General features: G+C 60.4%; 20 protein-coding genes. 10 read left to right on the top strand and 10 right to left on the bottom strand.

Translation table 11 applies throughout. The features are described from left to right. Window positions 1–41: 41 nt before the first annotated feature. Window positions 42–473: a diacylglycerol kinase gene (locus BLS41_RS07100; protein ID WP_074763655.1), complete on the top strand. Its 432-nt coding sequence runs from the start codon at window positions 42–44 to the stop codon at window positions 471–473. Window positions 474–598: 125 nt separating this feature from the next. Here the strand turns inward: BLS41_RS07100 and BLS41_RS07095 are convergent, their stop codons facing one another. After that, the gene (locus tag BLS41_RS07095) at window positions 599–1,099 is read right to left on the bottom strand and encodes a 2-thiouracil desulfurase family protein (RefSeq protein ID WP_074763654.1); all 501 of its coding nucleotides are present in this window, start codon (window positions 1,097–1,099) and stop codon (window positions 599–601) included. Between the two features lie 264 nt (window positions 1,100–1,363). On the opposite strand from BLS41_RS07095, the gene BLS41_RS07090 reads away from it, so the two are divergent. Continuing rightward, window positions 1,364–1,525 (top strand): DUF1328 domain-containing protein, encoded by a 162-nt coding sequence (locus BLS41_RS07090; RefSeq protein WP_074763653.1) that lies wholly within the window; start codon window positions 1,364–1,366, stop codon window positions 1,523–1,525. A 136-nt stretch (window positions 1,526–1,661) separates the two neighbouring features. Here BLS41_RS07090 and rfbC read toward each other — a convergent pair whose 3' ends face one another. Together rfbC and BLS41_RS07080 are read right to left on the bottom strand one after the other, a co-directional pair. Further along, complete coding sequence (rfbC, locus tag BLS41_RS07085; RefSeq protein ID WP_074763652.1) at window positions 1,662–2,213, bottom strand: dTDP-4-dehydrorhamnose 3,5-epimerase; 552 nt, start codon at window positions 2,211–2,213, stop codon at window positions 1,662–1,664. Between the two features lie 104 nt (window positions 2,214–2,317). Beyond that, window positions 2,318–3,313 carry a GlxA family transcriptional regulator gene (locus tag BLS41_RS07080; RefSeq protein WP_074763651.1) on the bottom strand — a complete coding sequence of 332 codons (996 nt, stop codon included), beginning with the start codon at window positions 3,311–3,313 and terminating at the stop codon, window positions 2,318–2,320. Between the two features lie 762 nt (window positions 3,314–4,075). On the opposite strand from BLS41_RS07080, the gene BLS41_RS07075 reads away from it, so the two are divergent. From BLS41_RS07075 to BLS41_RS07050, 6 genes are all read left to right on the top strand, one after another. Further along, complete coding sequence (locus tag BLS41_RS07075) at window positions 4,076–4,450, top strand: hypothetical protein (protein WP_074763650.1); 375 nt, start codon at window positions 4,076–4,078, stop codon at window positions 4,448–4,450. Window positions 4,451–4,831: 381 nt separating this feature from the next. Then, window positions 4,832–5,755 (top strand): LysR family transcriptional regulator, encoded by a 924-nt coding sequence (locus BLS41_RS07070; protein ID WP_074763649.1) that lies wholly within the window; start codon window positions 4,832–4,834, stop codon window positions 5,753–5,755. A gap of 16 nt (window positions 5,756–5,771) precedes the next feature. Beyond that, a complete protein-coding gene (locus tag BLS41_RS07065) occupies window positions 5,772–6,446 on the top strand; it encodes a response regulator transcription factor (protein WP_074763648.1) in 675 nt (224 codons plus the stop codon). A 264-nt stretch (window positions 6,447–6,710) separates the two neighbouring features. Further along, complete coding sequence (locus tag BLS41_RS07060) at window positions 6,711–9,989, top strand: efflux RND transporter permease subunit (RefSeq protein WP_074763647.1); 3,279 nt, start codon at window positions 6,711–6,713, stop codon at window positions 9,987–9,989. After that, window positions 9,979–11,202 (top strand): efflux RND transporter periplasmic adaptor subunit, encoded by a 1,224-nt coding sequence (locus tag BLS41_RS07055; protein WP_074763646.1) that lies wholly within the window; start codon window positions 9,979–9,981, stop codon window positions 11,200–11,202. The genes BLS41_RS07060 and BLS41_RS07055 overlap by 11 nt, the downstream gene beginning before the upstream one ends. Then, window positions 11,195–12,706 carry an efflux transporter outer membrane subunit gene (locus BLS41_RS07050; protein WP_074763645.1) on the top strand — a complete coding sequence of 504 codons (1,512 nt, stop codon included), beginning with the start codon at window positions 11,195–11,197 and terminating at the stop codon, window positions 12,704–12,706. The genes BLS41_RS07055 and BLS41_RS07050 overlap by 8 nt, the downstream gene beginning before the upstream one ends. A gap of 127 nt (window positions 12,707–12,833) precedes the next feature. Here BLS41_RS07050 and BLS41_RS07045 read toward each other — a convergent pair whose 3' ends face one another. After that, on the bottom strand, window positions 12,834–14,015 hold the full coding sequence (locus BLS41_RS07045; RefSeq protein ID WP_074763644.1) for a porin: 1,182 nt from the start codon (window positions 14,013–14,015) through the stop codon (window positions 12,834–12,836). Window positions 14,016–14,345: 330 nt separating this feature from the next. On the opposite strand from BLS41_RS07045, the gene BLS41_RS07040 reads away from it, so the two are divergent. After that, window positions 14,346–14,624: a DUF4148 domain-containing protein gene (locus BLS41_RS07040; RefSeq protein WP_074763643.1), complete on the top strand. Its 279-nt coding sequence runs from the start codon at window positions 14,346–14,348 to the stop codon at window positions 14,622–14,624. A 20-nt stretch (window positions 14,625–14,644) separates the two neighbouring features. Here BLS41_RS07040 and BLS41_RS38940 read toward each other — a convergent pair whose 3' ends face one another. The 5 genes from BLS41_RS38940 to BLS41_RS07020 form a co-directional block, all read right to left on the bottom strand. Then, window positions 14,645–14,809, bottom strand: coding sequence for a hypothetical protein (locus BLS41_RS38940; protein WP_171910203.1), 165 nt, complete (start codon window positions 14,807–14,809; stop codon window positions 14,645–14,647). A gap of 72 nt (window positions 14,810–14,881) precedes the next feature. Next, entirely contained in the window at window positions 14,882–15,997 is a 1,116-nt protein-coding gene (locus tag BLS41_RS07035) for a porin (RefSeq protein ID WP_436971975.1), read from the bottom strand. Between the two features lie 300 nt (window positions 15,998–16,297). Beyond that, window positions 16,298–17,002: a response regulator transcription factor gene (locus BLS41_RS07030; protein WP_074763642.1), complete on the bottom strand. Its 705-nt coding sequence runs from the start codon at window positions 17,000–17,002 to the stop codon at window positions 16,298–16,300. 38 nt (window positions 17,003–17,040) lie between these two features. Then, window positions 17,041–18,438: a HAMP domain-containing sensor histidine kinase gene (locus tag BLS41_RS07025; RefSeq protein ID WP_074766338.1), complete on the bottom strand. Its 1,398-nt coding sequence runs from the start codon at window positions 18,436–18,438 to the stop codon at window positions 17,041–17,043. 11 nt (window positions 18,439–18,449) lie between these two features. After that, complete coding sequence (locus BLS41_RS07020) at window positions 18,450–19,127, bottom strand: response regulator transcription factor (protein ID WP_074766336.1); 678 nt, start codon at window positions 19,125–19,127, stop codon at window positions 18,450–18,452. A 383-nt stretch (window positions 19,128–19,510) separates the two neighbouring features. Between BLS41_RS07020 and BLS41_RS07015 the strand changes: the two genes are divergently transcribed. Next, window positions 19,511–19,867 (top strand): DUF4148 domain-containing protein, encoded by a 357-nt coding sequence (locus BLS41_RS07015; RefSeq protein ID WP_074763641.1) that lies wholly within the window; start codon window positions 19,511–19,513, stop codon window positions 19,865–19,867. A gap of 96 nt (window positions 19,868–19,963) precedes the next feature. On the opposite strand, the gene BLS41_RS07010 is transcribed toward BLS41_RS07015, so the two are convergent. After that, window positions 19,964–23,170 carry a multidrug efflux RND transporter permease subunit gene (locus tag BLS41_RS07010; RefSeq protein WP_074763640.1) on the bottom strand — a complete coding sequence of 1,069 codons (3,207 nt, stop codon included), beginning with the start codon at window positions 23,168–23,170 and terminating at the stop codon, window positions 19,964–19,966. Between the last annotated feature and the right edge of the window lie 10 nt (window positions 23,171–23,180).

Below are 23,180 nucleotides of genomic sequence, written 5' to 3'. Positions count from 1 at the left end.
ATTTGAGGCATGCTGCCGCCTTCATCGAAGCGAACCCGATCATGACCGATCCCACCCACTCCTCTCCACCCGGCACACCCGCAAAAAAACGCAGCGGGCCGCTGCGCGCGCTGTTCGCCTTGCGGCACTCGTGCGATGGCGTCGTCACAACCCTGCGCGAGGAAAGCGCCTTCCGTCAGGAGGTCGCGCTCGCGGTCATCCTGCTGCCCACCGCGCTGCTGATGCCGGTCGGCGCAATCGAGCGCGTGCTGCTGATCGTGTCGGTATTGCTGGTGCTAATGGTCGAACTGCTCAATTCGAGCATCGAAGCCGCGATCGACAGGATTTCGCTGGAGCGGCACGAATTGTCGAAACGCGCGAAGGATTGCGGCAGCGCCGCGGTCACGATGGCGCTGCTGATTTGCGCGGTGACATGGGGCGTTTTCTGCGGGCCGATCGTTTATCGCTGGCTGCGTGCGGCGGTTTCTTTTTGAGTCGTTGGCTCGCGTTGCAGCGCATCACGTCGCTGGCGGCGTTGAGTTTCTAGCGGGAACTGCCATGTGCGCTTGCGCTGGCTTCGTGAGGCCTGAGTGCATGGGCAGCACATGCCCGCGCGCGTTCATCGTTCCGATTCGAGCGCTGCAACCGCTTCAGCCAGATCGGCGATCTGCGAATCAGCGAAAACGCGAATGCCGTGCTGTTGCAGCAACGTCGCGGTGACCCCCGCCGCTGCATGACGCGTGCCGCTGAAGCCGCCATCGTAGATAAAAGTGCTGCCGCATGACGGGCTGCCGTCGGCGAGCAATGCGAAGCGGCAACCCTCCGCTTGTGCGCGTTCGAGCGCATGCCGTGCGCCTGCGATGAAAAGTGCCGTGACGTCAGCGCCGGTATTGTCGTCGATCGACGCCTGATGATCCAGCACATCCGTGCCCGAGCGACGCAACTGGATTTCGGCGGGCGGACGCGGCGTGGGGAAACCCGCCGCCACTTCCGGGCACACGATCACCAGACGGCCCTCGTCGCGCCAACTTGCAAGCCATGCGTTGCGTGCGGATTTAGCGGTGCCGTTGTAGCGCACGGGATGACCGGCGAGACAGGCGCTGACCAGTATCTTCAACATGGGGAGAGAAAAAGCCCTGGCGGGCGATCGGCTATGGACAGGCGATTGTAGCGGGCACCTGTAATAAGCCCATCCGGGCCGACATGCGTCGACCACCCTCAGCCACCGCCGTGTCGACAAAACAGACCACCCTCTTCACCCGCGCCACCGGTTGGGCACACCTATTGCTGTATTCCGCTCGCCGGCAAATAACCCGTCAAGGCGCGTAGCGCCCGCAACGAGTCGCCGCTTTCAACTCAATCAGCAATCACCGGTGGAGGCCCCATGCTTCGATACGCTGCAATTTTCTTCGTGATCGCCATCATCGCCGCTTTGTTCGGCTTTGGCGGCATCGCCGCGGGCGCGACGGAAATCGCGAAAGTGCTGTTCTTCATCTTCGTGGTGATCTTTCTCGTCACCCTGCTGATGGGCGTGATGCGACGCTGACCGCACATGAGTGCGATGACGCGTTTTTAAATGTTTTCGTAGTAGGTCCCGGTGCAAAAAACAGCATGCTGTTGCAATACTTGCCGCGCGGTATTGCAATAGTTGCCGCCCAGGCGGCCTTGCACCGGGACCCGTTTCAAGCAATGTTTTCCGCTTCATAAAGACGCCGCCCCGCAGCGTCTTTCGCGCCGAGAATCGGCTCGAATCCGATCGGCCATTCAATGCCGATGTCGGGATCACTCCACAAGATGCAGCGCTCGAGTTCGGGAAACCAGTACTCGGTGGTCTTCCACAAACATTCCGCTACGTCTGATAAAACGACGAATCCCTGTGCGAAACCTGGGGGCACCCAGATCTGCCGCTGATTCGTTTCGCTCAGGTACGTACCCGTCCATTTGCCGAAGTTCGGTGAATTGACGCGTACGTCTACTGCAACGTCGAATACTTCTCCCCTGACGACCCGCACGAGTCGCCCTTGTGGACGTTGCACCTGATAGTGCAGTCCGCGCAATACGCCGCGCACTGCGCGCAGGTGACGGTCCTGCACAAAATTGAAATCTTGCGAGACGTCGTCTGTAAATTCGTCCGCGCTGAAGCTCTCAAAGCAGAAACCGAATTCGTCGCAGAACACGTCGGGCTCGATGAGTTTCACCTCCGGCAATGCCGTCGCAATTACCTTGTTGCCCATTGCTGCTGTGCTCGTAAGAAACTCGCGCGACAAAGACCCGGCCGCCTGCGCGACCGCGTCCAACGGTCATCAGGCGCACGTCGGCACGAGCGCCTTCCCCAATGCTACACCTCACTGGTCGCCCGGCTACGTGCGCGATATTCGGTGGGAGACAGCGCCATGCGTTTGCGGAAAATTTTCGCCAGACGATCACCGTTACCCGTGCCGCTGCGGCGCGCGATCTTGTCGACCGGCAGTTCGGTTTCAGTCAGAAAATTGCAGGCAATGCGCAAGCGCACCTGCAACAGATAGTCCGACGGCGTGACGTGCATTTCATGCTTGAAGCGGCGCAGGAAATTGCGCTCGCTCATGGCCGCCACCTGCGCCGCGTCGGCCACCGACACCGGACGATCGCAATTCGCCTCCATCCAGCGCGCAGCCGCGCGGATTTTTTCAGCCACGCTGAGCGTCCCGCCCTCGGCGGGCAACGGAACCCACGTCGCGGCCATGCCCGGCATCACACGATCGGCGACACTGCGCGCGAGTTCAGCGCCAAGATCGCGTTTGATGAACATCAACGCGGCGCGCGCACAGTCGTGGCGATCGTTGGCGGCGCTCAGCGCGGCCTGGCTCGCCACGTTGCCGAGATAGCGGTTCATCTGCAAACCGTCGTGGTCGGTCGGACCGGCAGCTTCGAGTACGACGCGGCCCTCGCCTATCGTTTCGATTGCGCGCGTGCGCGATTGCACCGAACGCAGCCAGCCGAGCAGGCGTTCGTCGCGCGCGGCCGCATGCGCACCGTAGCCGCCCGCGATAAACAGCACGTCGAAGCCGGCGCCGAAGCGTGTGTCGATGCGGTCGGTCCAGATTCGCGCCGACGACGAACTGGCGACGCTACCGCCGTCCATCGACAGAAATTGCACTTCATAGGGCGGCTCTTCGCCTGAGCGCGAGTCGGAGAGTTCGTTGGCAGTCTGGAACATTTCGACTACCGTGCCTGGCCCGAGCAGCCAGAAACCATCAAATAGCAATACGCCGATTCGCCGCGCTGCAGTACGCACGTTCAGAGTCGGCGTGTGTAGCCATGTAATTCTCGCTGTATCAAGGTGCATTTGCGGCATGATCTTTCCCCAAACGGTCATACGTTGTGGACCCCGATGCCCCGTCGGCTCGCGTAAGCGAACGAATGAATTTATTACGGCAGAATTTGCTGGCCACGCCGTTTAACGGATTATGCGTGATGTTAGCGGAATGGCTCGCTATAGTAAATTTGAAAAACAAATCTCAATCACGAAATCGAATGTATGAGGAAATCCATTATTGACTGTTTGATATGACACCCGCACGTTGCGGCGCGGCGTGATTGCAACGATCAAGCCACAGTTGCCGCCGGTTCAACGCTAACCCGCATGGAATCTGGCTTTCAAGCCTTTATCCGGCTAATTTACGCAACCGGCGAATCGCCTTTCTGAGCGCCTGCGCTGTCCTTGTCATTGAAGCCGAAAGTGTTTCAAACCTGAACGTCAATACTCCCGGATAATGACCGTCTATTCGGATTTATATTCGCAAATTGGGAATTTATCGACTAATGCATTGGGCCTATTCGCATAATGCGTGAAGCAAACCCAATTAATGAATTTGCGACAGATTCCCGGGCCGTCCGAAAACGTTCCGATAATGAAACATCCCCATTTATATCGTCTGACTTTAAAACCGGCTTTTCGTAAGTCGAGTTGAAACATCTGACAATATAAAAGCAGTGCAGCAATTGTCCTTCAGCGGTTCCTTAAATAAAGTTTCATCCTGGGATTGCGCTGTTTCAGGATTGGCACATCTGGCGCGCGCCATACTTTGCGTATCGTGATCGTCGCAAGGAGTGAAAGATGTCGCGCCCCATGAGCATCGAGAAAGTCAACGAGTATGGACAGAACGCCGTTCGCATCGACATTGAAGGCAGCGCGGTGCTGCTCGACGTCGCCGATCTGGACGCACTGATCGAACACCTCGGCGCGCTACGCGCGACGATGCGCCCCGAGCTGCCGATGGCGCCCGTGCGTACCCATCAATATGTGATCGAAGTCGACCCGTGCTGGCACGCCGAAAAGCATCCGCTGCACGACGGCGCTGTGCTGTTCCTGCGCCACTCCGGTCTCGGCTGGGCCGGCTTCGCTTTACCAACCGAGAGTCTCGCCAAACTGCACCATGCGCTGACGCAGCAACTGGAGTCGTCGCTCGAAGTGCATGGCATGCTCAACTGAAAGCCTCGTTGAAAGCCCGCTGACAAGAAGCGTGTTGCAACGTCTTCCGCACCGCTTCGTTCCGCTTGTTCCGCTTGTTCCGTTTCCCGCAGCACAGCGTTTCAGATTCCACGCGCAACGCGCGTTGCAATCCGCCTATACTTCATTTGCCGCATAGCTGCGGCAACTTTCATCAAGACTTTCTCAAGCGCGGCTCTGTCCGCGCTCTTTTTTTTCCCATCGTTTAGCCATCCCGATGATCTCAACGACCGGCACGTTGCCAGCGTGCGCGTGCAGTTCATGAACATTGCACAAAATTAAAAAAGACTTAATCCACGTAGCTGCGTGGATTTATCTTCGATCGCGGATGATGCATCCATCGCCCTTCTCTACTGTTCCAACATGAACCAGCTACAAGCGATGCGTGTCTTCACACGAGTAGTCGACCTCGCCAGCTTCAATCTTGCAGCGAGGCAGTTAGGTATGTCCGCGGCTGCGGTCACGCGCAGCGTCGGCACGCTGGAAGCGCATCTGAACATGCGCCTGCTGAATCGCACCACACGCAGTCTTTCGTTGACAGACGTAGGCCGCGAATATCTGAACGGCTGTCGCGCGATCATCGAAAAGCTCGACGAAATGGAGTCGAACCTGCTGGAGACCACGCGCGATCCGCAAGGCACGCTGCGCATCGCCACGCCGATGACATTCGCGACGTCCGGCCTCGGCGCACTGCTCGCGTCGTATCGCACGTTGCATCCCCGGGTGGATTTCGACGTGACGACATTCGACACGCACATCGATCTCGTGGAAGGCGGTTTCGACGTGTGCTTTTCCGACGACCGCCGTCTCGCGAATTCGTCGCTCGTCAGCCGCACGCTCACCAGCGTCGACGAAATCACAGTAGCGTCCCCCGCTTATCTCGCACGCCACGGCGCACCGCGCGACCCGGCCGCGTTGAACCGGCATGGCCTGCTGACCGTATCCGACGGCACGTCGCGCGCGTGGGAATTCGCAGATTCAGACGGCGTCTATCGCGTGAATACCGGTAGCGCGCTCACCGCGACCAGCAGCGCGATGGTGCGGGTCGCTGCGCTCAACCATATGGGCATCGCGTTGCTGCCGAAGCCGATCATCGCCGACGATCTCGCGCGCGGCGCACTCGTGCCTGTGCTCGAACAGTTCGAGATCAACGGCGGCCCGCGCCAGATTTCGATTCTGTATTCCGGCCGCAACTATCTGTCGATGCGCGTGCGCGCGTTTATCGACTTCGCTGTCAGCCAGTATCGCGCGCCTGACCGCCCCGTTACGCTGCGCGCGGTCGCCTGACGCGGACCCGCGCATCATGCCCAAGATATTGACGATCGAAGATGACGAGCTGATCGCGCGCGACATCGTGCGCACGCTCAGCGCGAGCGGTTTCTCCGTCGATGTGGCGCGTACCGGCCGTGAAGGGATGGCTAAAGCAATGGCGGGCGACTACGACGTCGTCACGCTGGACCGCATGCTGCCCGACCTCGACGGACTCACCATTGTTGCGACCATGCGCGGCGTCGGCGTGGAAACGCCGGTGCTGGTGATGAGCGCGATGTCCGATGTCGATCAGCGCATTCAGGGACTGCGTGCCGGTGGGGACGACTACTTGACGAAGCCGTTCTCCTCCGAAGAAATGTTCGCCCGCGTCGAAGTGCTATTGCGGCGCCGTCCGCGTCACGCTAAAGCCGAAACGACGTTGCGCAACGGCGCGCTCGAACTCGACCTCGTGCGGCGTAAAGTCACACACCGGCAGCGCGAACTCGATCTTCAACCCACTGAATTTCGCGTACTCGAATTCATGATGCGGCACACCGGCCAGGTGCTCACCCGCACGATGATTTTCGAAGCCGTGTGGGGTTGCCGCTTCGATCCCGGCACGAACCTGATCGACGTACATGTAGGCCGTTTGCGCAAGAAAGTCGAGATGCCCGGCGAGCGCCCGCTGATTCGCACGATTCGCGGCTCAGGCTATCTGTTCGGCTAACGGCACACCACACGCTCCTACCCGACACGCGAGCTATAGCGCTGGATACAGCGCTATAGCCGCTGCATCTCGCGTACGCAGCAGACAGTTCAATGCAATCGCGCGACGCATTGCGAGTTCCTAAAACTTGTTTCATTTGTTTTGTCCGCACCTGTTAGGACCCGCTCCCCAGAATGCCGTTACCGGGTCGCGCCAATGCGCGTTAGCCCCAATCGCCACACGCCCGCGCAGATTCAATCGCGCCTCTGAACGGAGCAGCCTTCGATGTTAAAAATAGTCCGGTTAGCTTTGACCCGGCCCTACACGTTCATCGTGCTTGCGATGCTGATCCTGCTGATCGGCCCGCTTGCCGCGTTGCGCACGCCAACGGATATCTTTCCCGACATTCGCATCCCCGTGATCAGCGTGGTGTGGAATTACGCGGGTCTGCAACCGGACGATATGTCCGGGCGCATCGTCACTTACTATGAACGCACGCTCGGCACGACCGTGAACGACGTCGCGCATATCGAGTCGCAATCGTTTCGCGGCTACGGCATCGTCAAGATCTTCTTTCAGCCGACCGTCGACATTCGCACCGCTACCGCACAGGTCACCTCCGTTTCGCAGACCGTGCTCAAGCAGATGCCGCCCGGCACGACGCCGCCACAGATCCTGAACTACAACGCGTCGACGGTGCCGGTGCTGCAACTCGCCCTCACCAGCAACACGCTCGACGAACAGAAGCTCGCCGACTACGCGGCCAACTTCATTCGTCCGCAATTGCTTAGCGTGCCCGGCGTCGCCATTCCGACACCGTATGGCGGCAAGACGCGCGAAGTGCAGATCGATCTCGACCCGCAGGCATTGCAGGCGAAAAAGCTCTCGGCGAACGATGTCGCCACCGCGCTCGCGCAGCAGAACCAGATCATTCCAGCGGGTACGGAGAAGATCGGCCGCTTCGAATACAACATCAAGCTGAACAACAGTCCGCTCGCACTCGATGAACTGAATGCGCTGCCGATCAAAACAGTGGACGGCGCGACCATCTATATCCGCGATGTCGCGCATGTGCGCGACGGCTATCCGCCACAAGGCAACGTGGTTCGCGTGGACGGTCATCGTGCGGTGCTGATGAGCATTCTGAAGAACGGCTCGGCGTCGACGCTCGACATCATCTCGGGCGTGAAAGCGCAATTGCCGCGTATCGAAGCGACGTTGCCACCCGGACTCAAACTGGTCACGATGGGCGACCAGTCGACCTTCGTGAAAGGCGCCGTCAGCGGCGTGGCGCGCGAGGGCATTATCGCGGCCGCCCTCACCTCGCTGATGATTCTGCTGTTCCTCGGAAGCTGGCGCTCCACGCTGATCATCGCCGCGTCGATTCCCCTCGCCGTGCTCGCCGCGATTGCCGGACTCGCGGCGATGGGCGAAACGCTCAACGTGATGACGCTCGGCGGCCTCGCGCTCGCGGTGGGGATTCTGGTGGACGACGCCACCGTCACGATCGAGAACATCAACTGGCATCTCGAACAGGGCAAGGACGTCAGGAGCGCGATTCTGGAAGGCGCCGCGCAGATCGTCGGGCCCGCGTTCGTGTCGCTGCTGTGCATCTGTATCGTGTTCGTACCGATGCTGCTGCTCGACGGCATCGCGCGCTTCCTGTTCGTGCCGATGGCCGAAGCGGTGATCTTCGCGATGATCGCATCGTTCATTCTGTCGCGTACTTTTGTGCCGATGATGGCGCAATACCTGCTGCGTCCGCATGCATCGGGCGGTCACGCATCCGGCGAACTGGCTGCAGTGATGGACCCGCACGGCGGCCATTCGCATGCTGCTCCCTCGCGCAATCCGCTGGTCCGCTTTCAGCGCGCATTCGAGCGTCGCTTCGAACGCGTGCGCGCCGTCTACCGGATTGTGCTCGGCCTCGCGCTGACGCATCGCAAGCGTTTCGTTGCGGGCTTTCTCATCGTTGTCGCTGCTTCGTTCCTGCTCGCGCCGTGGCTCGGCCGCAATTTCTTCCCGGATATCGATTCCGGCGAAATCGCGATTCACGTCCGTGCGCCGATCGGCACGCGGGTCGAAGACACCGCCGACCAGTTCGACCGGATCGAAAACGCGGTGCGCCGCGCGATTCCGCCGGACGAGTTGCGCAGCATCGTCGACAACATCGGCTTGCCGAATAGCGGTATCAACCTGACGTATAACAACAGCGGCACGATCGGACCGCAGGACGGCGATATCCTGATCTCGCTGAACGAAGATCATCAGCCGACCGCGGGATTCGTGCGCAAGCTGCGTGAGAGCCTGCCGCGTCAGTTTCCGGGCACGACGTTCGCGTTCCTGCCCGCCGATATCGTCAGCCAGATTCTGAACTTCGGCGCGCCTGCGCCAATCGATTTGCAGGTGGCAGGGCCGAACCAGGCGGCGAATCATCGGTACGCGAATGAACTGCTGCGCCGCATGCGGATGATCCCCGGTATTGCCGACACGCGCATGCAGCAGGCGGCGACATACCCGCAATTCACGGTGTCGGTGGACCGCTCGCGCGCCGATCAACTCGGCATCACCGAACAGGACGTGACCAACTCGGTGGTGGCGAGCCTGTCCGGCACGAGCCAGGTGTCGCCCACTTACTGGCTCAATCCGAAGAACGGCGTGTCGTATCCGATCGTCGCGCAAACGCCGCAATACCGGATGACGTCGCTATCGAATCTGAGCAATCTGCCCGTGACCGGCAAGAACGGTCAGGCGCAAATTCTCGGCGGCATTGCAACGATCAAGCGCGGCGTGGGCAATGCGGTGGTCTCGCACTACAACATCGAACCGCTCTACGACGTGTTCGCAACGACTCAGGGCCAGGACCTCGGCGCGGTGTCCGCGAAAATCCAGAGCATCGTGCACGACACTGCAAAAGACCTGCCGAAGGGATCGATCGTGACACTACGCGGCCAGGTACAGACGATGAACAGTGCGTTCCTCGGTCTCTCGCTGGGACTGGTCGGCGCGATTCTGCTGATCTTCCTGCTGATCGTCGTGAACTTCCATTCGTGGAGCGACGCGTTCGTGATCGTCACCGCGTTGCCTGCGGCATTGGCGGGCATCGTGTGGATGCTGTTCACCACGCACACGCCGCTATCGGTGCCCGCGTTGACCGGCGCGATTCTCTGCATGGGCGTTGCGACCGCGAACAGCATTCTCGTGGTGAGCTTCGCGCGTGAACGACTCGCCGTGACGGGCAACGCGCTGGTCGCTGCCATGGAAGCGGGTTTCACACGCTTTCGCCCGGTGTTGATGACCGCGCTCGCGATGATCATCGGCATGGCGCCGATGGCGCTCGGTCTCGGCGACGGCGGCGAGCAGAACGCGCCGCTCGGACGTGCGGTGATCGGCGGCCTGATTTGCGCGACCTTCGCGACGCTGCTGTTCGTGCCGGTCGTGTTCAGCATCGTGCACCGGCGCGACGCAGCGGATCATCCTCCATCACGCGACGGCGCACACGACGCGCACGCCCCTTCTGACGAACCTTCATCATCCGAACCCGGAGTCCAACATGTCCACTGAGATCGAGATCAATTCGCCGAAGCGGCTGCGTCATCTGAAGCTCATCGGCCTGATTGCGCTGCTGGCGGCAGCGGGTATCGTGGCGAGCGGCATTGCCAGCCGCGTGCACGCAAAGCAGGAATTGACCACCTGGTCCGCGCAACAGGCCATTCCGACCGTGGTCGCCTATACGCCGAAGCACGACCTCGACGCGCAGTCGCTGGTGCTGCCGGGTCATCTGTCCGCGTTCGTCAATGCGCCGATCTATGCACGCGTGTCGGGCTATCTGCATGCGTGGTACGCGGATATCGGCGCGCATGTCAAAGCCGGGCAGTTGCTCGGCGTGATCGATACGCCCGATCTGGACCAGCAATTGCAACAGGCTCGCGCCGATTTGCAGAATGCGCAGGCGAATGAAAAACTCGCGGCGTCCACCGCGCAACGCTGGACCAAAATGTTGCAGCAGGATTCGGTCTCGCAACAGGACGCCGACGAAAAGACCAGCGATCTGGTCGCGAAGCAGGCGACCGTCGACGCAGCCGAAGCGAACGTGCGGCGCCTTGAAGCGCTCGAATCGTTCAAGCGTATTACCGCGCCATTCGATGGCGTCGTCACGGCCCGCACCACGGATATCGGCGCGCTGATCAACGCAGGCGGCGGTAACGGGCCAGAGTTGTTCTCGGTGTCGGACGCGCATCAGTTGCGCGTGTACGTCAGCGTGCCGCAGGACGAAGCGGCCGCAATCCAGCCCGGCATGAACGCGACCCTCACCGTGCCCGAGCGGCCCGGCATGAAGTTCAACGCCAAACTCGTCGATACGGACGATGCGATCACGCCGTCTTCCGGCACCTTGCTGGTTCAACTCGCCGTCGACAATCACGACGGCCTGCTGATTCCGGGCGAATACACCGAGGTGCATTTCGCGTTGCCGACCAACTCGCATTCGTTGTCGATTCCCGCGAGTTCGCTGATTTTCCGGCAAGACGGTTTGCAGGTCGCGGTGGTCGGCAACGACAATCGCGCGGTGCTCAAGCCGGTATCGATCGCGACGGATCTCGGCACACATGTCGAGATCGCATCGGGCCTGAACGCAACGGATCGCGTGATCGACAATCCGCCCGACTCGCTTTCCTCCGGCGACGAAGTCCGCCTGCAAGGCAATGCAACCAGCACCGCCGCGACATCCAATACTTCGTTAGCGGGACGCCGCCCTGCGGAGAGCGCTCATGGCTAAACGCAACGCGCTCAAAACGCGCAACGTGCGCCGCTTAGGTATCGCACTAGCGGTTGCTGCGTTAATGAGTGGCTGCTCGTTTGCGCCGACCTATCACGTACCGCCTACAAGTATTCCCACCACGTTCAAGGAAGGCGGAGCGTGGCAACTCGCGCGCCCCGCCGACCGCGTGCCACGCGACGCATGGTGGACCGTCTATCGCGACCCCGTGCTGGATCGTCTCGAAGTGCAGGTGGCAGCGGCGAACCCCGACGTAGCCGCTGCTATCGCGCGTCACGACGAAGCAACGAGCTATCTGTCGCAAGCCCGCTCGGGGTTGTTCCCGACCATCGGCGCGGATGCATCGGTGATTCGTCAGCGGCAATCGGATAACCGGCCGTTGCGCGGCACCGATCAGCCTTCCGTGTACGGCGCGAATACCGTCGATGTCGGCATCAGCTACGACCTCGACCTGTGGGGCAAGGTTCGCAACGAAGTGTCCGCAGGCCGTGCGGCGATGCAGGCGAGCGACGCCGATCTCGAATCCGTGCGCCTGAGCCTGCAGGCGAATCTCGCGCACGCGTACTTCAATCTGCGCGGACTCGATGCACAACAGCAACTGCTCAACGATACGATCGACACCTATCAGCGCGCGCTCAAACTCACGTTGAGCCGTCACGCGGGCGGCATTGCGTCGGACCTCGACGTGTCGCGCGCGCAGACGCAGCTCGACACCGCGCGCGCCTCCGCCGACGATATCGCCGCACGTCGCGCGCTTTACGAGCACGCCATTGCGAGTCTGACCGGCACGCCCGCATCGAACTTCTCGCTGGACGCCGTCACCGGCGAAGCCTATCTGCCATCGTTACCTACCGGCGTGCCCGCTGCGTTGCTGCAACGACGCCCCGATATTGCCGCGGCCGAGCGGCGGGTTGTCCAGGCGAATGCGCAGATCGGCGTCGCTAAAGCGGCATTTTTCCCGGACATCTCGCTCGGCCTCGACGGCGGTTATCAAAGCACGACACTGTCGCCGTGGCTGATGGCGCCTAACGAAATGTGGTCGGTCGGCCCCAGTCTCGTGATGACGCTGTTCGACGGCGGCCGGCGTGCCGCAATCACGCAGCAGGCGCGCGCGAAACTCGCGGAGAACGGCGCAAAGTACAAGGCCGCCGTACTGCTCGCCTTCCAGCAGGTCGAGGACAACCTCGCGCAACTGCACCATCTCGGCGACGAAGCTCAGCGGCAGAATGAAGCGCTCGTTGCCGCGCAACGCACGCTGACGCTGTCAATGTCGCGTTACCGCGACGGCGTGGTCAGCTATCTCGACGTGGTCACGGCGCAAACCACCGAACTCGACACGCAGATTGCCGCGTTAAACCTCAATACGAGGCGTCTGCTGGCTTCGGTGGGGTTGATTGAGGCACTGGGTGGTGGCTGGTCTGCGGACGGCTCCAAAGCCGCGCCTGATGTTCAGGCGGCACAGGCACAGGTTGTACGGCCGCAGAGCCTTGCGAACGCGGGTTGATCGTCACGCCGCTTTTGCGGAGTAGTCGCCTGCCGATATTCGAAAGTCAGACAAAAAAAGTCGCCGGTTTATCCCCGGCGACTTTTTTTCGGGCGCGTTTTCCAGCGCCCTTCCGCATACAGATAAATCAGAAACGGTGCCGCATGCCCAGCGCCACCACCGCCTGCCGATTGTTCGACGAAGCCGCCAGCGAATAGATCGACGCGTTACCCAACACCGAGACGCCGTCCGCGCCCGACACATGCTGATACACGCCTTCCAGATACACATCGGTACGGCGCGACAACGCATAGTCCGCCTGCAGCATGAACTGATTCCATTTCGGCGCAACGCTCTTGCCGTCGTCGCTGAAATGGCCGTCGGTGAACGTGTACGAACCACCCAGCGACAACGCTGGCGTCAACGCATAACGTGCATTGAGTTCGTAGTTGTTGAAGGTCAGCAGATCGCCATTGAGTGTCGAATACGAACCGCCCTGCGTGATCTGGCTCGGGTCGTTGAGAATCGTACGCGTGAAGACGAGGCCCACCGTCGCCTTGCCGAACGTATAACGCCCTGCCGCGCCGAGAATGCGCTGGCGTGCGCCGGTGAAGGTGGCATCGCCATCGCTGCTACTCACGGCACCGCTCGTGTTGGTCGGCGTGTTGACCCCGCCCGGCTGATTGATCTGCAGGTACGCGACCGCCAGGTTGAACGGACCGCCGGCCCATTGCGCGCCGAGGCTATACGCGTTGTTGTTGCTGAAGCCGCCCGCTGCATTGCTGAACGCATACGCGGCGCCGACCGTGAGACCGTCGTAGGTCGCGCTGCGGAATTTCAGCGAATTGTTCATCCGCAGATCGTTGTTCAGATTGTCGTTATCGAACGGATGATCCGCGATGTTGCCGCCGAAACCCGAGCCGGTTGCCGACAGCGGCGCGACGAAATCGACGAGGAAATCATACTGGCGACCCATCGTCACCGTGCCCCATTGCTTGCTGGCGAGGCCGACCCACGCCTGACGGCCGAACAGATCGCCGCCATTGGAGATCTTGCCGTTGTCGATATTGAAGCCGTTCTCCAGATCGAACACCGCGCTCAGACCGCCGCCCAGATCTTCGTTACCGCGCAGCCCCCAGCGGTTGGTGCTCAGATTGCCGCTTTCCATCATCCAGTTGCTCTTGCCCGCACCCGAGGCCGTCTTCTGATTGCTAACGTAGTCGAGACCGGTATCGAGCGTGCCGTAGAGCGTCACGCTGCTTTGTGCATGCGCCGTCGCAGCGACAGTGCCAGCCAACGCGACGAGTGTGGTTGCCAATGCTTTTTTCATGTTTGATTCCGGGTAAAAGAAGGCGCCGATCCGCGCATCCACGGACCGATCCCGCAAACCGTGCGGGTAGCCGCAATTTAGATAGACGCGATGACACACCCGTGATCAAAACCACCCGTTTCATGAAACGTTTTTTATGTTGATGACATGGTCTTGCGAAGTGCCCTGCTTACCGGTTCTTCGACGCTGTAACAGATAAATTTCTTTTCATGCACACACGGCGAATCCGCTAAAGCGGTTTGACTATCCTTCTCATCAACCGATCCACGAATGCCATTCTTCGCTTCGCGCCTCGGCCTCCATCCAATCCAATTTGTGAGGAATCCGTATATGAAATCCCTGACCCTTGCCATCGCATTTATCGGCGTTACCGCAACTGCTTCCGCTTTTGCCCAATCGACCACGGCACCCGCCATGCAGCAGAACGCAGCGCCATCGATGCAGGTTGCCGCGAATACGACGCCTTCGGTCGGCGCTACCGGAACGTGGGTGGCTCCATACGGTCAACCGGTTGTTGAAAAGACGCGCGCCCAGGTTTATCGGGAACTGGTGCATGCGGAGAAGGACGGTCAGCTTGCCTATCTGAATTCGACTGTCTACGCGCACTAACGTGTTTGGGCGGCCGCCCGCTATTTTTTCACCACGATATCAATGACTTTTCGCACCGCGATCAAACGATCCGCCCGTTTCGCCGTTGTTGCTGTCGCAGCCGGATTCCTGTTATCCGGCTGTGCGACAACACCCTCCAGTACCGCCGCCAACAGTTGCGTCGGCCCGGTGAGTTTCTGCAACACCTACTTTGGCTCGTAATAGAAAAGAGCGCGTTACCCATCGGGTAACGCGCTCTTTTTGTTGGTACCGACGCGTTAGAACGAGTGGCGAATACCGACCCGGCCAACCACCTGCTCACCCGTGGTCGACGGATCGAAACCCGCAATCTGCGCGACAGCACCACCGCTGGCCCGTTGCAATGCCGCTAGCGCATAGACGGCGGTCCGCTTGGACAACTCGTACTCCGCGCTCAGATTGAGCTGCTGATACTTCGGCTCCTGATTTGTCGCGTGGTTGCGGCCATCGGTGTAGGTATAGCCCGCTGCCAGGTTCAACTGGCTGGTTGCCTGGAACGTACCGGCTATTTCGTAGTTCTGGAACTTGACGTCCTGACCGTCATTGCCCTGCTGGAAGTTCACGTTGGTGAAATTGCCCATCACCTTGAACTTGCCGATCGAATACGACGCCCCCGCCGCGAAGATGCCCTGACTTCGCGCATTGGCGAGATAGTCGCCATATACCGCATTAGTAAAGCCCGTGCCGTTCTGATAACTCTGGATCGATTCCTCAGGATCGTTGACGCGCAAATAGCCCGCACCCATCGAGAACGGACCATTGGTGTACGACGCCGCCGCGCTATAAGCCGAGTTGTTCGAGAATTGCCCCGCCTGTCCGCCGAATGAATAGAGCGCCTCGCCTGTAAAGCCGCCAATCGTCGGACTCGTGTACTTCACCGCGTTGCTGATCGCGAAGCCGTTGTCGAGGTTATCCATGTCATTCGGATGCGAGAAGTACCAGCCGCCGTAGCTGTCGTTCAGCGAGAACGGCTCGATCAGATCGACAAGCGGGTCCCATTGCCGCCCGAGCGTCAGCGTACCGGCCGTCTGACTGGCCAGCCCCACATACGCGTTACGCGAGAACGCGAGACCGCTGCCGAGGCTGCCATTGGTCGAATTGAAGCCGCTTTCGAGATCGAATATCGCCGACAGACCACCGCCCAGATCTTCCTTGCCTCTCACGCCCCAGCGGCTCCCTGCGCTCACTCCGCTCGCCATTTGATAAAGATGGCCGCCGTCCACGTTATTGGCGAAATCGATCCCCGTATCGAGAAGCCCGTACAGCGTGACGCTGCTTTGCGCGTGCGCCGTGCCTGCAACGCCGACACACAGCAGTGCCCCGACCATGTGCGTCCATTTCATCTTCCGGTTCATGCAATACCTTTCGTTTAATTAAGGATGACTGATAACAGTAGGGTCGTTTTCATTTCATTGAATGTGACCACGCGACGAATATATCGAGGTCAGAAAGCACTGCATCTGCAAGACTGAGTTTCAATCGACGCGTTGCATTTTCATGAATCGATCATTGACCCAACCCGCATGAGCACCTTTGCATCATGCAAACGAAGATTGAAATGAACGGACGAATTCACTCCACTCGCGACGCGGAACGGTTGCAAGTGGAGTAAATAAGGAAAGGTGGATTGGGTACTGCGAGAGCGAAGCTAGAATTCAGGAATCGATGGACACCTGGTAGCCAAACCGGCTTACTGTTTCGATCCTGACCTGAGGCACTTCATCGGTCAGCTTTCTTCTTAACCGTGACACCACCAGATTGACGCTGGATGGATCGACATCTTCCTTTTCCGGCCACGCATAGCGAATCAGTTGATCTCGTGCGACTGGCGCGTTCACCTGCCGGAATAAGCATTCGAGCAAAAGAAATTCACGCCGCGTCACCGCAAGCCGGTGCATGCCAAAAACCAGTTCCCGGGTAGCCGCGTCGAGAGAGGGACTGCCGAATGCGGCGGGAATCGATGCAGGAACCGAACTCGCCGCGACCGCGCGAGCGCCGCTCGTCCGCCTCAAAGCCTGCAGACGTTCATGCATTTCAATAAACGAATAAGGCTGACCGAAGCAGGCATCCGCGCCGGCCCGCAAAACACGGGTGCGATCCTGGGCGGTGGCGGTGCCGAGCACCGCAATGATCGATGCACCATTACCTGCCGACGAAAACTCGCCGAGAAACGTCAGCAACGATGGATAAAGGCCAATGTCGAGAACCATCAGCACGATTGCATCGAAGGCCTCCTGCGTGGCGAGAAAAACGCCGTCACGCAGATCGTCGGCCCGTTGCAAACTATGTGCGCTCTCCTGAAGCGCCTTGAAAAGCCAAGCGGCCTCCGGGTGAGAAGGACCTACGAATAAAACGCGCATTCAGCATCTGCCAATGACAGGGAAAAATAAGCAAAGGGTCACGCAAGCGTCCTCGACCAGCATTCGATGGAAATTCTCGCGCCCGGTTGCGCATTGCCGATCTTCATCGTGAAATCGTGTACTCGCATCACTGCAGAAACAATGCTGAGGCCCAGTCCCGAGCCGGCCAGATGTCGGGTCGTTTCGCCGCGATAAAAGCGTTGCAATACCGCATCACGTTCGTCGGCGGCAATGCCCGGACCATTGTCGACAATATCCACTTGCGGACCTGCCGGCGTTTGACGCAATTCCATGCGTACGACTCCACCTTCAGGCGTGAACTTGATCGCGTTGTCCACGAGATTACTCAGTGCTTCGAATAGCAATGCACGGTCGCCATGAATTGCATCCACCGCCTGAGTGTGCACCGAAAGCTGGATAGAACGGCTCTCCGCGAGCGGCTCGTAAAGCTCGCCCACCTCCTGAACCAGCGTTTGCAATTGCATTTCGCTGAAGCCGCCGCGTCGTTGCAAAGTGCCAATTTCGGAAATGCGCAGCATCGCGCGAAAGCGGTCGAGCAGTGCGTCGGTTTCGGTGCGTGCGCGGTCCACCAGCCCGGCTAACTCGGCGTCGTCATGCGACTCGGTGCGCTCCGCCGCGTGCGCGAGCAACGTGCGAACGTGGGCCAACGGCGTGCGCAGATCGTGCGCGATGCCGTCGCATGCGCCCTTTACTTCGTTCATCAGACGTTCGACTTCGGCCAGCATATGGTTCACCAGATGCGCGAGCATATCCACTTCGTCGCGCCCGCCAATCGGCAGGCGCTGCGCGAGATCGCCCTGCGCAATACGCTGCGTGACATGCCGGATCGCCTTCAGCCGACGCATCTGACGCACGCTCAGCGCGAGGCCGCCCGCCGCGCCCGCCAGCAGGCACAGAATGCCGCCGCCCACCAGCGCCTTGATGATGGTCGCGCGAATCCGCAGCACGTGCGTGAGGTCGCGCGCGATCACGAGGGTCGAGCCGTCCTTGCGCTGCTCGGCCATTGCGCGCACCCGTGGCGGCGCTTCGTCGTGCCCCATCGACAGCGTGAGATCGAGCGTCTTGCCCGTGCGATTGGTCGGCAGTTTCGGCGGATAGGCGAGCACGTCGCCTGCGAGCAAACGGCCGTCAGGTCCGAACAAACCGTAGTAATTCGAGTGCATCCGCTCGTGTTCGATGCGGCGGTGAATCGCATCGGCGAGGTCGGCGTCGGGCAGCGAGTCGAAGTAGATCAGTTGCCAGTCCATCACCACATCGAATTCGCGTTCCATGTCGCCGGTCACGGCCCAGCCGATCACGCCCAGCAGCACCATCACGGAAAGCGAAAAAATGACCGCGTAAATGGCGAGCAGCCGGAACGTGGTCGAATGCCAGCGCTGCCCGAGCGCGGATTGAGCGGGCAAAGTTGTGTCCATCAGAATATCGCTCATGCGAGGATATAGCCCGAACCCCGTACGGTCTGGATCATCGGCGTCACACCGGCAGGGTCGATCTTTTTGCGCAAGCGGCCCATATGCACGTCGATCAGATTGGTGCCCGGATCGAAGTGATAACCCCACACCGCTTCGAACAGCATGGTGCGAGTAATGGTTTGCCCAGCATGACGCATCATGAATTCGAGCACGCGGTACTCGGTGGGCAGCAGCACGATCTCTTCGCCGTCACGCTGAACCTTGCGCGAAATCAGATCGAGTTCGAGAGGCCCGACCCGCAAATGGGTTTCGAGCTGCGCAGCCGGCGTCTGGCTGCGGCGCAGCAGAACTTCGAGCCGCGCGGTCATTTCTTCGGGGTCGAACGGCTTGGTCAGATAATCGTCGCCGCCTGCTCGCAGACCGCGTACGCGTTCGTCGACATCGCCTAGCGCGCTGAGCATCAACACAGGCGTTTGAATGCCGATGCTGCGCATGGTGGTTAGAATCGTGAGGCCGTCGACGCCGGGCAGCATACGGTCGAGCGTAATGACGTCGTAGTCTTCGCTGATTGCGCGAGCCATGCCGTCGCGGCCGTTCGCCACCCAATCCACGGTGAAGCCGCGGCTTTTCAGTTCACCGACAATTTCATTCGCGGTAATTTCATCATCTTCGATCGTCAATACTCGCGACATGATCATTGCATGCGCCGCGGCCCGCTCTACCGATGCAAGCGACGGACGCGACCGGTTATCAGTAGAAGGACATGATGCCATATTCGGCTAGCGCGTTCAGTGCACGGACGTGCGTTTCGGCGGATGCCGACGCTTTGCCACAGTGCTGGAATGCAGGCTACGCCGGGCCTCGTAGCGGATGAACGTCCGTTTCATGAAGAATAATTTAAGTTCGCAAAACGGCCGCGGAAAGTCAGCAGAAAGGCCTTCGAAACGAACTCGCGCAACGATAAAACAAATTTCATTCTGCCGACGCTGGTTCGGTAGACCACCTCCACTAGCCTTCCGTTCAGCCCGCCGTTTTATTCGCGGTCCGATTCGAACCTTCTCGTGGATGGAAAAAAATGAAGCTCGCAACGAAAACCTTGCTCACTACTCTTCTTCTGATCGGCAGCGCTTCCGCGATGGCCGCGCCCGGTCTCACGCAAAAACAATGCAACGATTACCCGTTCAAACAGATGAAAGGCGAAGTTACGCACAAGCAGTTGATGCGCGAACTCGGAGAACTCGAATCGGTTGGCTATCAGCCCAGCAATGGCGATGACGCCGATTATCCGAACGATCTGGAAAAGGCTGAGCAGAAATTGCAGGTCGAATATCGCGCGGACTGTTTGCCCGCGCAAGCTCACGTGTCGGCCAGCGCCGCGCCTACCTCAGGCGGCGTCGCACCGGTTCCCGCCGCCACTCAGCCGGCCGGTTGAACTTCGTGTTGACGGTCGGCGCGCTATCGGTGCGCCGACGCTGCGAACAGCGCGATACCTGCGTGCCCCGATTGCACATAAACGCGAGAAAACGCGTTACGTCAGTGATGATTTGTCGAGCGAACCGGATTGGGTTTCACTGTGACGCGTATGCCGTTGTGCACGCTTGCGGCGCAATTCCGCCAGCCGTCGCCTGCCGTGCGTCAACGAGGCGACCGTGTAAAACGCAGCCGGTGCAAACACCAGTCCGAACAACGTTGCCGCGAGCACCCCGCCGACCACGCCTGTACCAATCGAACGACGGCTTTCCGCGCCCGCTCCGCTGGATACCACCAGCGGCACGACGCCGAGCAGAAAAGCGGCTGACGTCATCACGATCGGCCGGAAACGCGCCCCCGCTGCTTCAGTGACAGCGCGCGATAAAGGCATGCCGCGCCGATAGAGATCGCGCGCGAATTGGACGATCAGAATCGCGTTCTTTGCCGCGAGGCCGATCACGGTAATCATGCCGACCTTGAAGTACACGTCGTTCGGCATGCCTCGCAACAACATCGCCACGACCGCGCCGATCACGCCGAGCGGCACAACCGTCAACACCGCAAACGGGATCGTCCAGCTCTCGTATAGCGCAGCCAGCGCCATGAATACGGCCAGCAGCGACAAGCCGATCAACAGTGGCGTAAGCCGTGCAGCAGCGGTTTCTTCGCGCGCGGCATCCACCCAGTCGTAACTCACGCCGACCGGCAACGAAGCGGCGAGCCGCTCCATCTCCGCCATCGCCGCGCCGGAACTGTGGCCGGGCGCAGCGCGACCGCTCACGTCGAGTGACGGATAGCCGTTGTAGCGCGTCAGCATGACCGGACCGATCGACCAATGGCTTGCTGCAATCGCCGATAACGGCACCATGCCGCCGCTCGCGTTGGGCACGGCGAGCGCCAGCAGGTCGTTTTCTGTCATACGTGTGTCGGCATCGGCTGCGATCATCACGCGGCGCATGCGGCCGCCGGTCGGAAAATCGTCGATATAGGTCGAGCCGAACGTGCTGCTCAATATTTCCGCAATACGGTCGAACGGTACGCCGAATGCGTACGCTTTAGCGCGGTCTATCGAGAGTTCGACGCGCGGCGCGTCCGGCAGATCTTCGGAATGCACCGAGGTCAATACCGGACTCGCCTTCGCTTGCGCAAACAGTTGTTCACGCGCGGCCTTCAGCGCAGCGAGTCCGACACCGCCGCGATCTTCGAGACGAAACACGAAGCCATCCGAATGCCCGATACCGGGCACTGATGGCGGCAATTGCGCCTCGACGTCGCCGTCCAGAATTTTGCTGAAGCTGTCGTTGAGACGGTCGCGCAACGTGAGCGCGTCGGTATCGCGCTGGCTCCAGTCTTTCAGTTCGACAAAGCCCATCGCGACGTTCTGACCGCTGCCGGCAAAACTCCACCCGATCACACTCGTGACGTTCGCGATGGCGGGCTCGTCATGCAGGATCTTTTCCATCCGCTGCACCACCGCCAACGTGCGCGCCTGCGTCGCGCCAGCGGGCAATTGCACCATCACCTGCAACTGGCCTTCGTCCTCGCTCGGTAGAAAGCCGCCGGGCATGCGCCAGTAGAGCAGCCCGCATACGACGACCAGCACCGCATAGACGGCGAACATAGGGCCGATGCGACGCAGCGTGCGCGCAGTCAGTTCGCGATAGCCGCGTGCGGTGCGGTCGAAGCCCGCCGTAAAACGGCTTGCGGCGCGCGCGGCGAAACCGGGCAACCCGCGACGCGCATCGCGCTGACCGACCGGGCGCGTGTGCGGCCTGAGCAGATTCGCGCACAACGCGGGCGTCAACGACAAAGCCAGAAACGACGACACCAGCATCGACGCGATCATCGACACCGCGAACTGGCGATAAATTCCGCCGACTCCGCCGGGAAAAAATGCCATCGGCACGAACACGGCCGTCAGCACAGCCGTCACACCGACAATCGCACCACCGATCTGCGACATCGCCTTGCGCGTCGCTTCGCGCGGGGGCAGGCCCTCTTCTTCCATGACACGATGCACGCTCTCCACGACCACGATCGCGTCATCGACGAGAATGCCGATTGCCAGCACGAGTCCGAACATCGTGAACACATTGATCGACAGATCGCATATGTACATCGCTAGAAACGCGCCCATCAGCGTGACGGGAATCACAACAGTGGGCACCAGCGTATAGCGTAAATCGCGCAGAAACAGCCACATCACGAAGAACACCAGCACGACTGCCTCGGCAAGCGTGACGAGTACTTCGCGAATGGCAATCTGCACGAAATGCGCATTGTCGAAAGGAATTTCGACTGCGACGCCGGACGGCAATCCTTTAGACAATTCCGCGAGCCTCGCACGAATTGCATTGGAAGTTTCGAGCGCATTGCCGCGCGGCCCCAGTTGAATACCGACCGTCGCCGCCGCTTTGCCGTTCAGGCGCGACCAGTACGAGTAATTGTCCCGCCCCAGTTCGACTCGCGCGACATCGCGCAGACGCACGGCCGAGCCATCCGGCAACGCCTTCAATACGATCTGTCCGAATTCGTCCGGCGAGACCAGTTGCCCTTTCACGCTCACCGACGCGGTGATCTGCTGCCCTGGCACGAACGGCGCATCACCCAACGTACCCGCCGTGACCGCTGCATTCTGCGCGGTAATCGCAGCGTTGACATCGGCTGCGCCTAGTCCGTATTCGCGCAGCTTCATCGGATCGAGCCAGATACGCAGCGCTTCGTCGGCGTCCCACAGTTCCGCCGCCCCCACGCCAGGCGCGCGCTTCAATTCGCGCAGCACATAGCGGCTCAGATAGTCGCTCAGTTGCACCGAATCACGCGTACCGTCGGTCGATGTCAGTGCGACCAGCATCAGGAACGTGTTGGCCGCCTTGAACACGCTGATGCCCTGCTGTACGACCTGCTGCGGCAAACGCGGCTCGACCTGCTTGAGCCGGTTCTGAATGTCGACCAGCGCGAGATCGGGGTTCGTGCCAGGGGCGAACGTCGCGTCGATTTCCAGATCGCCGAGGTTGTCGCTGGTGGTTTCGTAATAGAGCATATTGTCGGCGCCATCGAGACTTTCCTCGATGATGCTGCCGACATTCGCATCCACGACTTCTGTCGACGCACCCGGATAGGTGGCGGTGATGACGACGCGCGGCGGCGCAAGCCGTGGGTACTGCGCGACCGGCAATTGCGGGATCGCGAGCGCACCCGCCACGACAATAGCGAGCGCGACGATCCACGCGAAAACCGGACGGTCGATGAAAAAGAAAGGCACGCGAGAGCCC

Source organism: Paraburkholderia fungorum (assembly GCF_900099835.1).
In the GTDB taxonomy this organism is placed as follows: Bacteria; Pseudomonadota; Gammaproteobacteria; order Burkholderiales; family Burkholderiaceae; genus Paraburkholderia; species Paraburkholderia fungorum_A.
Note: the sequence above shows the minus strand (reverse complement) of the source record. Positions and strands in the feature narration are given on the sequence as shown.

Excerpts from the sequence above, each read along its gene's own strand:
- BLS41_RS07100 (WP_074763655.1), top strand. The coding sequence starts at position 42 with ATGACCGATCCCACCCACTCCTCTCCACCCGGCACACCCGCAAAAAAA.
- BLS41_RS07095 (WP_074763654.1), bottom strand. The coding sequence starts at position 1,099 with ATGTTGAAGATACTGGTCAGCGCCTGTCTCGCCGGTCATCCCGTGCGC.
- BLS41_RS07090 (WP_074763653.1), top strand. The coding sequence starts at position 1,364 with ATGCTTCGATACGCTGCAATTTTCTTCGTGATCGCCATCATCGCCGCT.
- rfbC (WP_074763652.1), bottom strand. The coding sequence starts at position 2,213 with ATGGGCAACAAGGTAATTGCGACGGCATTGCCGGAGGTGAAACTCATC.
- BLS41_RS07080 (WP_074763651.1), bottom strand. The coding sequence starts at position 3,313 with ATGCCGCAAATGCACCTTGATACAGCGAGAATTACATGGCTACACACG.
- BLS41_RS07075 (WP_074763650.1), top strand. The coding sequence starts at position 4,076 with ATGTCGCGCCCCATGAGCATCGAGAAAGTCAACGAGTATGGACAGAAC.
- BLS41_RS07070 (WP_074763649.1), top strand. The coding sequence starts at position 4,832 with ATGAACCAGCTACAAGCGATGCGTGTCTTCACACGAGTAGTCGACCTC.
- BLS41_RS07065 (WP_074763648.1), top strand. The coding sequence starts at position 5,772 with ATGCCCAAGATATTGACGATCGAAGATGACGAGCTGATCGCGCGCGAC.
- BLS41_RS07060 (WP_074763647.1), top strand. The coding sequence starts at position 6,711 with ATGTTAAAAATAGTCCGGTTAGCTTTGACCCGGCCCTACACGTTCATC.
- BLS41_RS07055 (WP_074763646.1), top strand. The coding sequence starts at position 9,979 with ATGTCCACTGAGATCGAGATCAATTCGCCGAAGCGGCTGCGTCATCTG.
- BLS41_RS07050 (WP_074763645.1), top strand. The coding sequence starts at position 11,195 with ATGGCTAAACGCAACGCGCTCAAAACGCGCAACGTGCGCCGCTTAGGT.
- BLS41_RS07045 (WP_074763644.1), bottom strand. The coding sequence starts at position 14,015 with ATGAAAAAAGCATTGGCAACCACACTCGTCGCGTTGGCTGGCACTGTC.
- BLS41_RS07040 (WP_074763643.1), top strand. The coding sequence starts at position 14,346 with ATGAAATCCCTGACCCTTGCCATCGCATTTATCGGCGTTACCGCAACT.
- BLS41_RS07035 (WP_436971975.1), bottom strand. The coding sequence starts at position 15,997 with ATGAACCGGAAGATGAAATGGACGCACATGGTCGGGGCACTGCTGTGT.
- BLS41_RS07030 (WP_074763642.1), bottom strand. The coding sequence starts at position 17,002 with ATGCGCGTTTTATTCGTAGGTCCTTCTCACCCGGAGGCCGCTTGGCTT.
- BLS41_RS07025 (WP_074766338.1), bottom strand. The coding sequence starts at position 18,438 with ATGGACACAACTTTGCCCGCTCAATCCGCGCTCGGGCAGCGCTGGCAT.
- BLS41_RS07020 (WP_074766336.1), bottom strand. The coding sequence starts at position 19,127 with ATGTCGCGAGTATTGACGATCGAAGATGATGAAATTACCGCGAATGAA.
- BLS41_RS07015 (WP_074763641.1), top strand. The coding sequence starts at position 19,511 with ATGAAGCTCGCAACGAAAACCTTGCTCACTACTCTTCTTCTGATCGGC.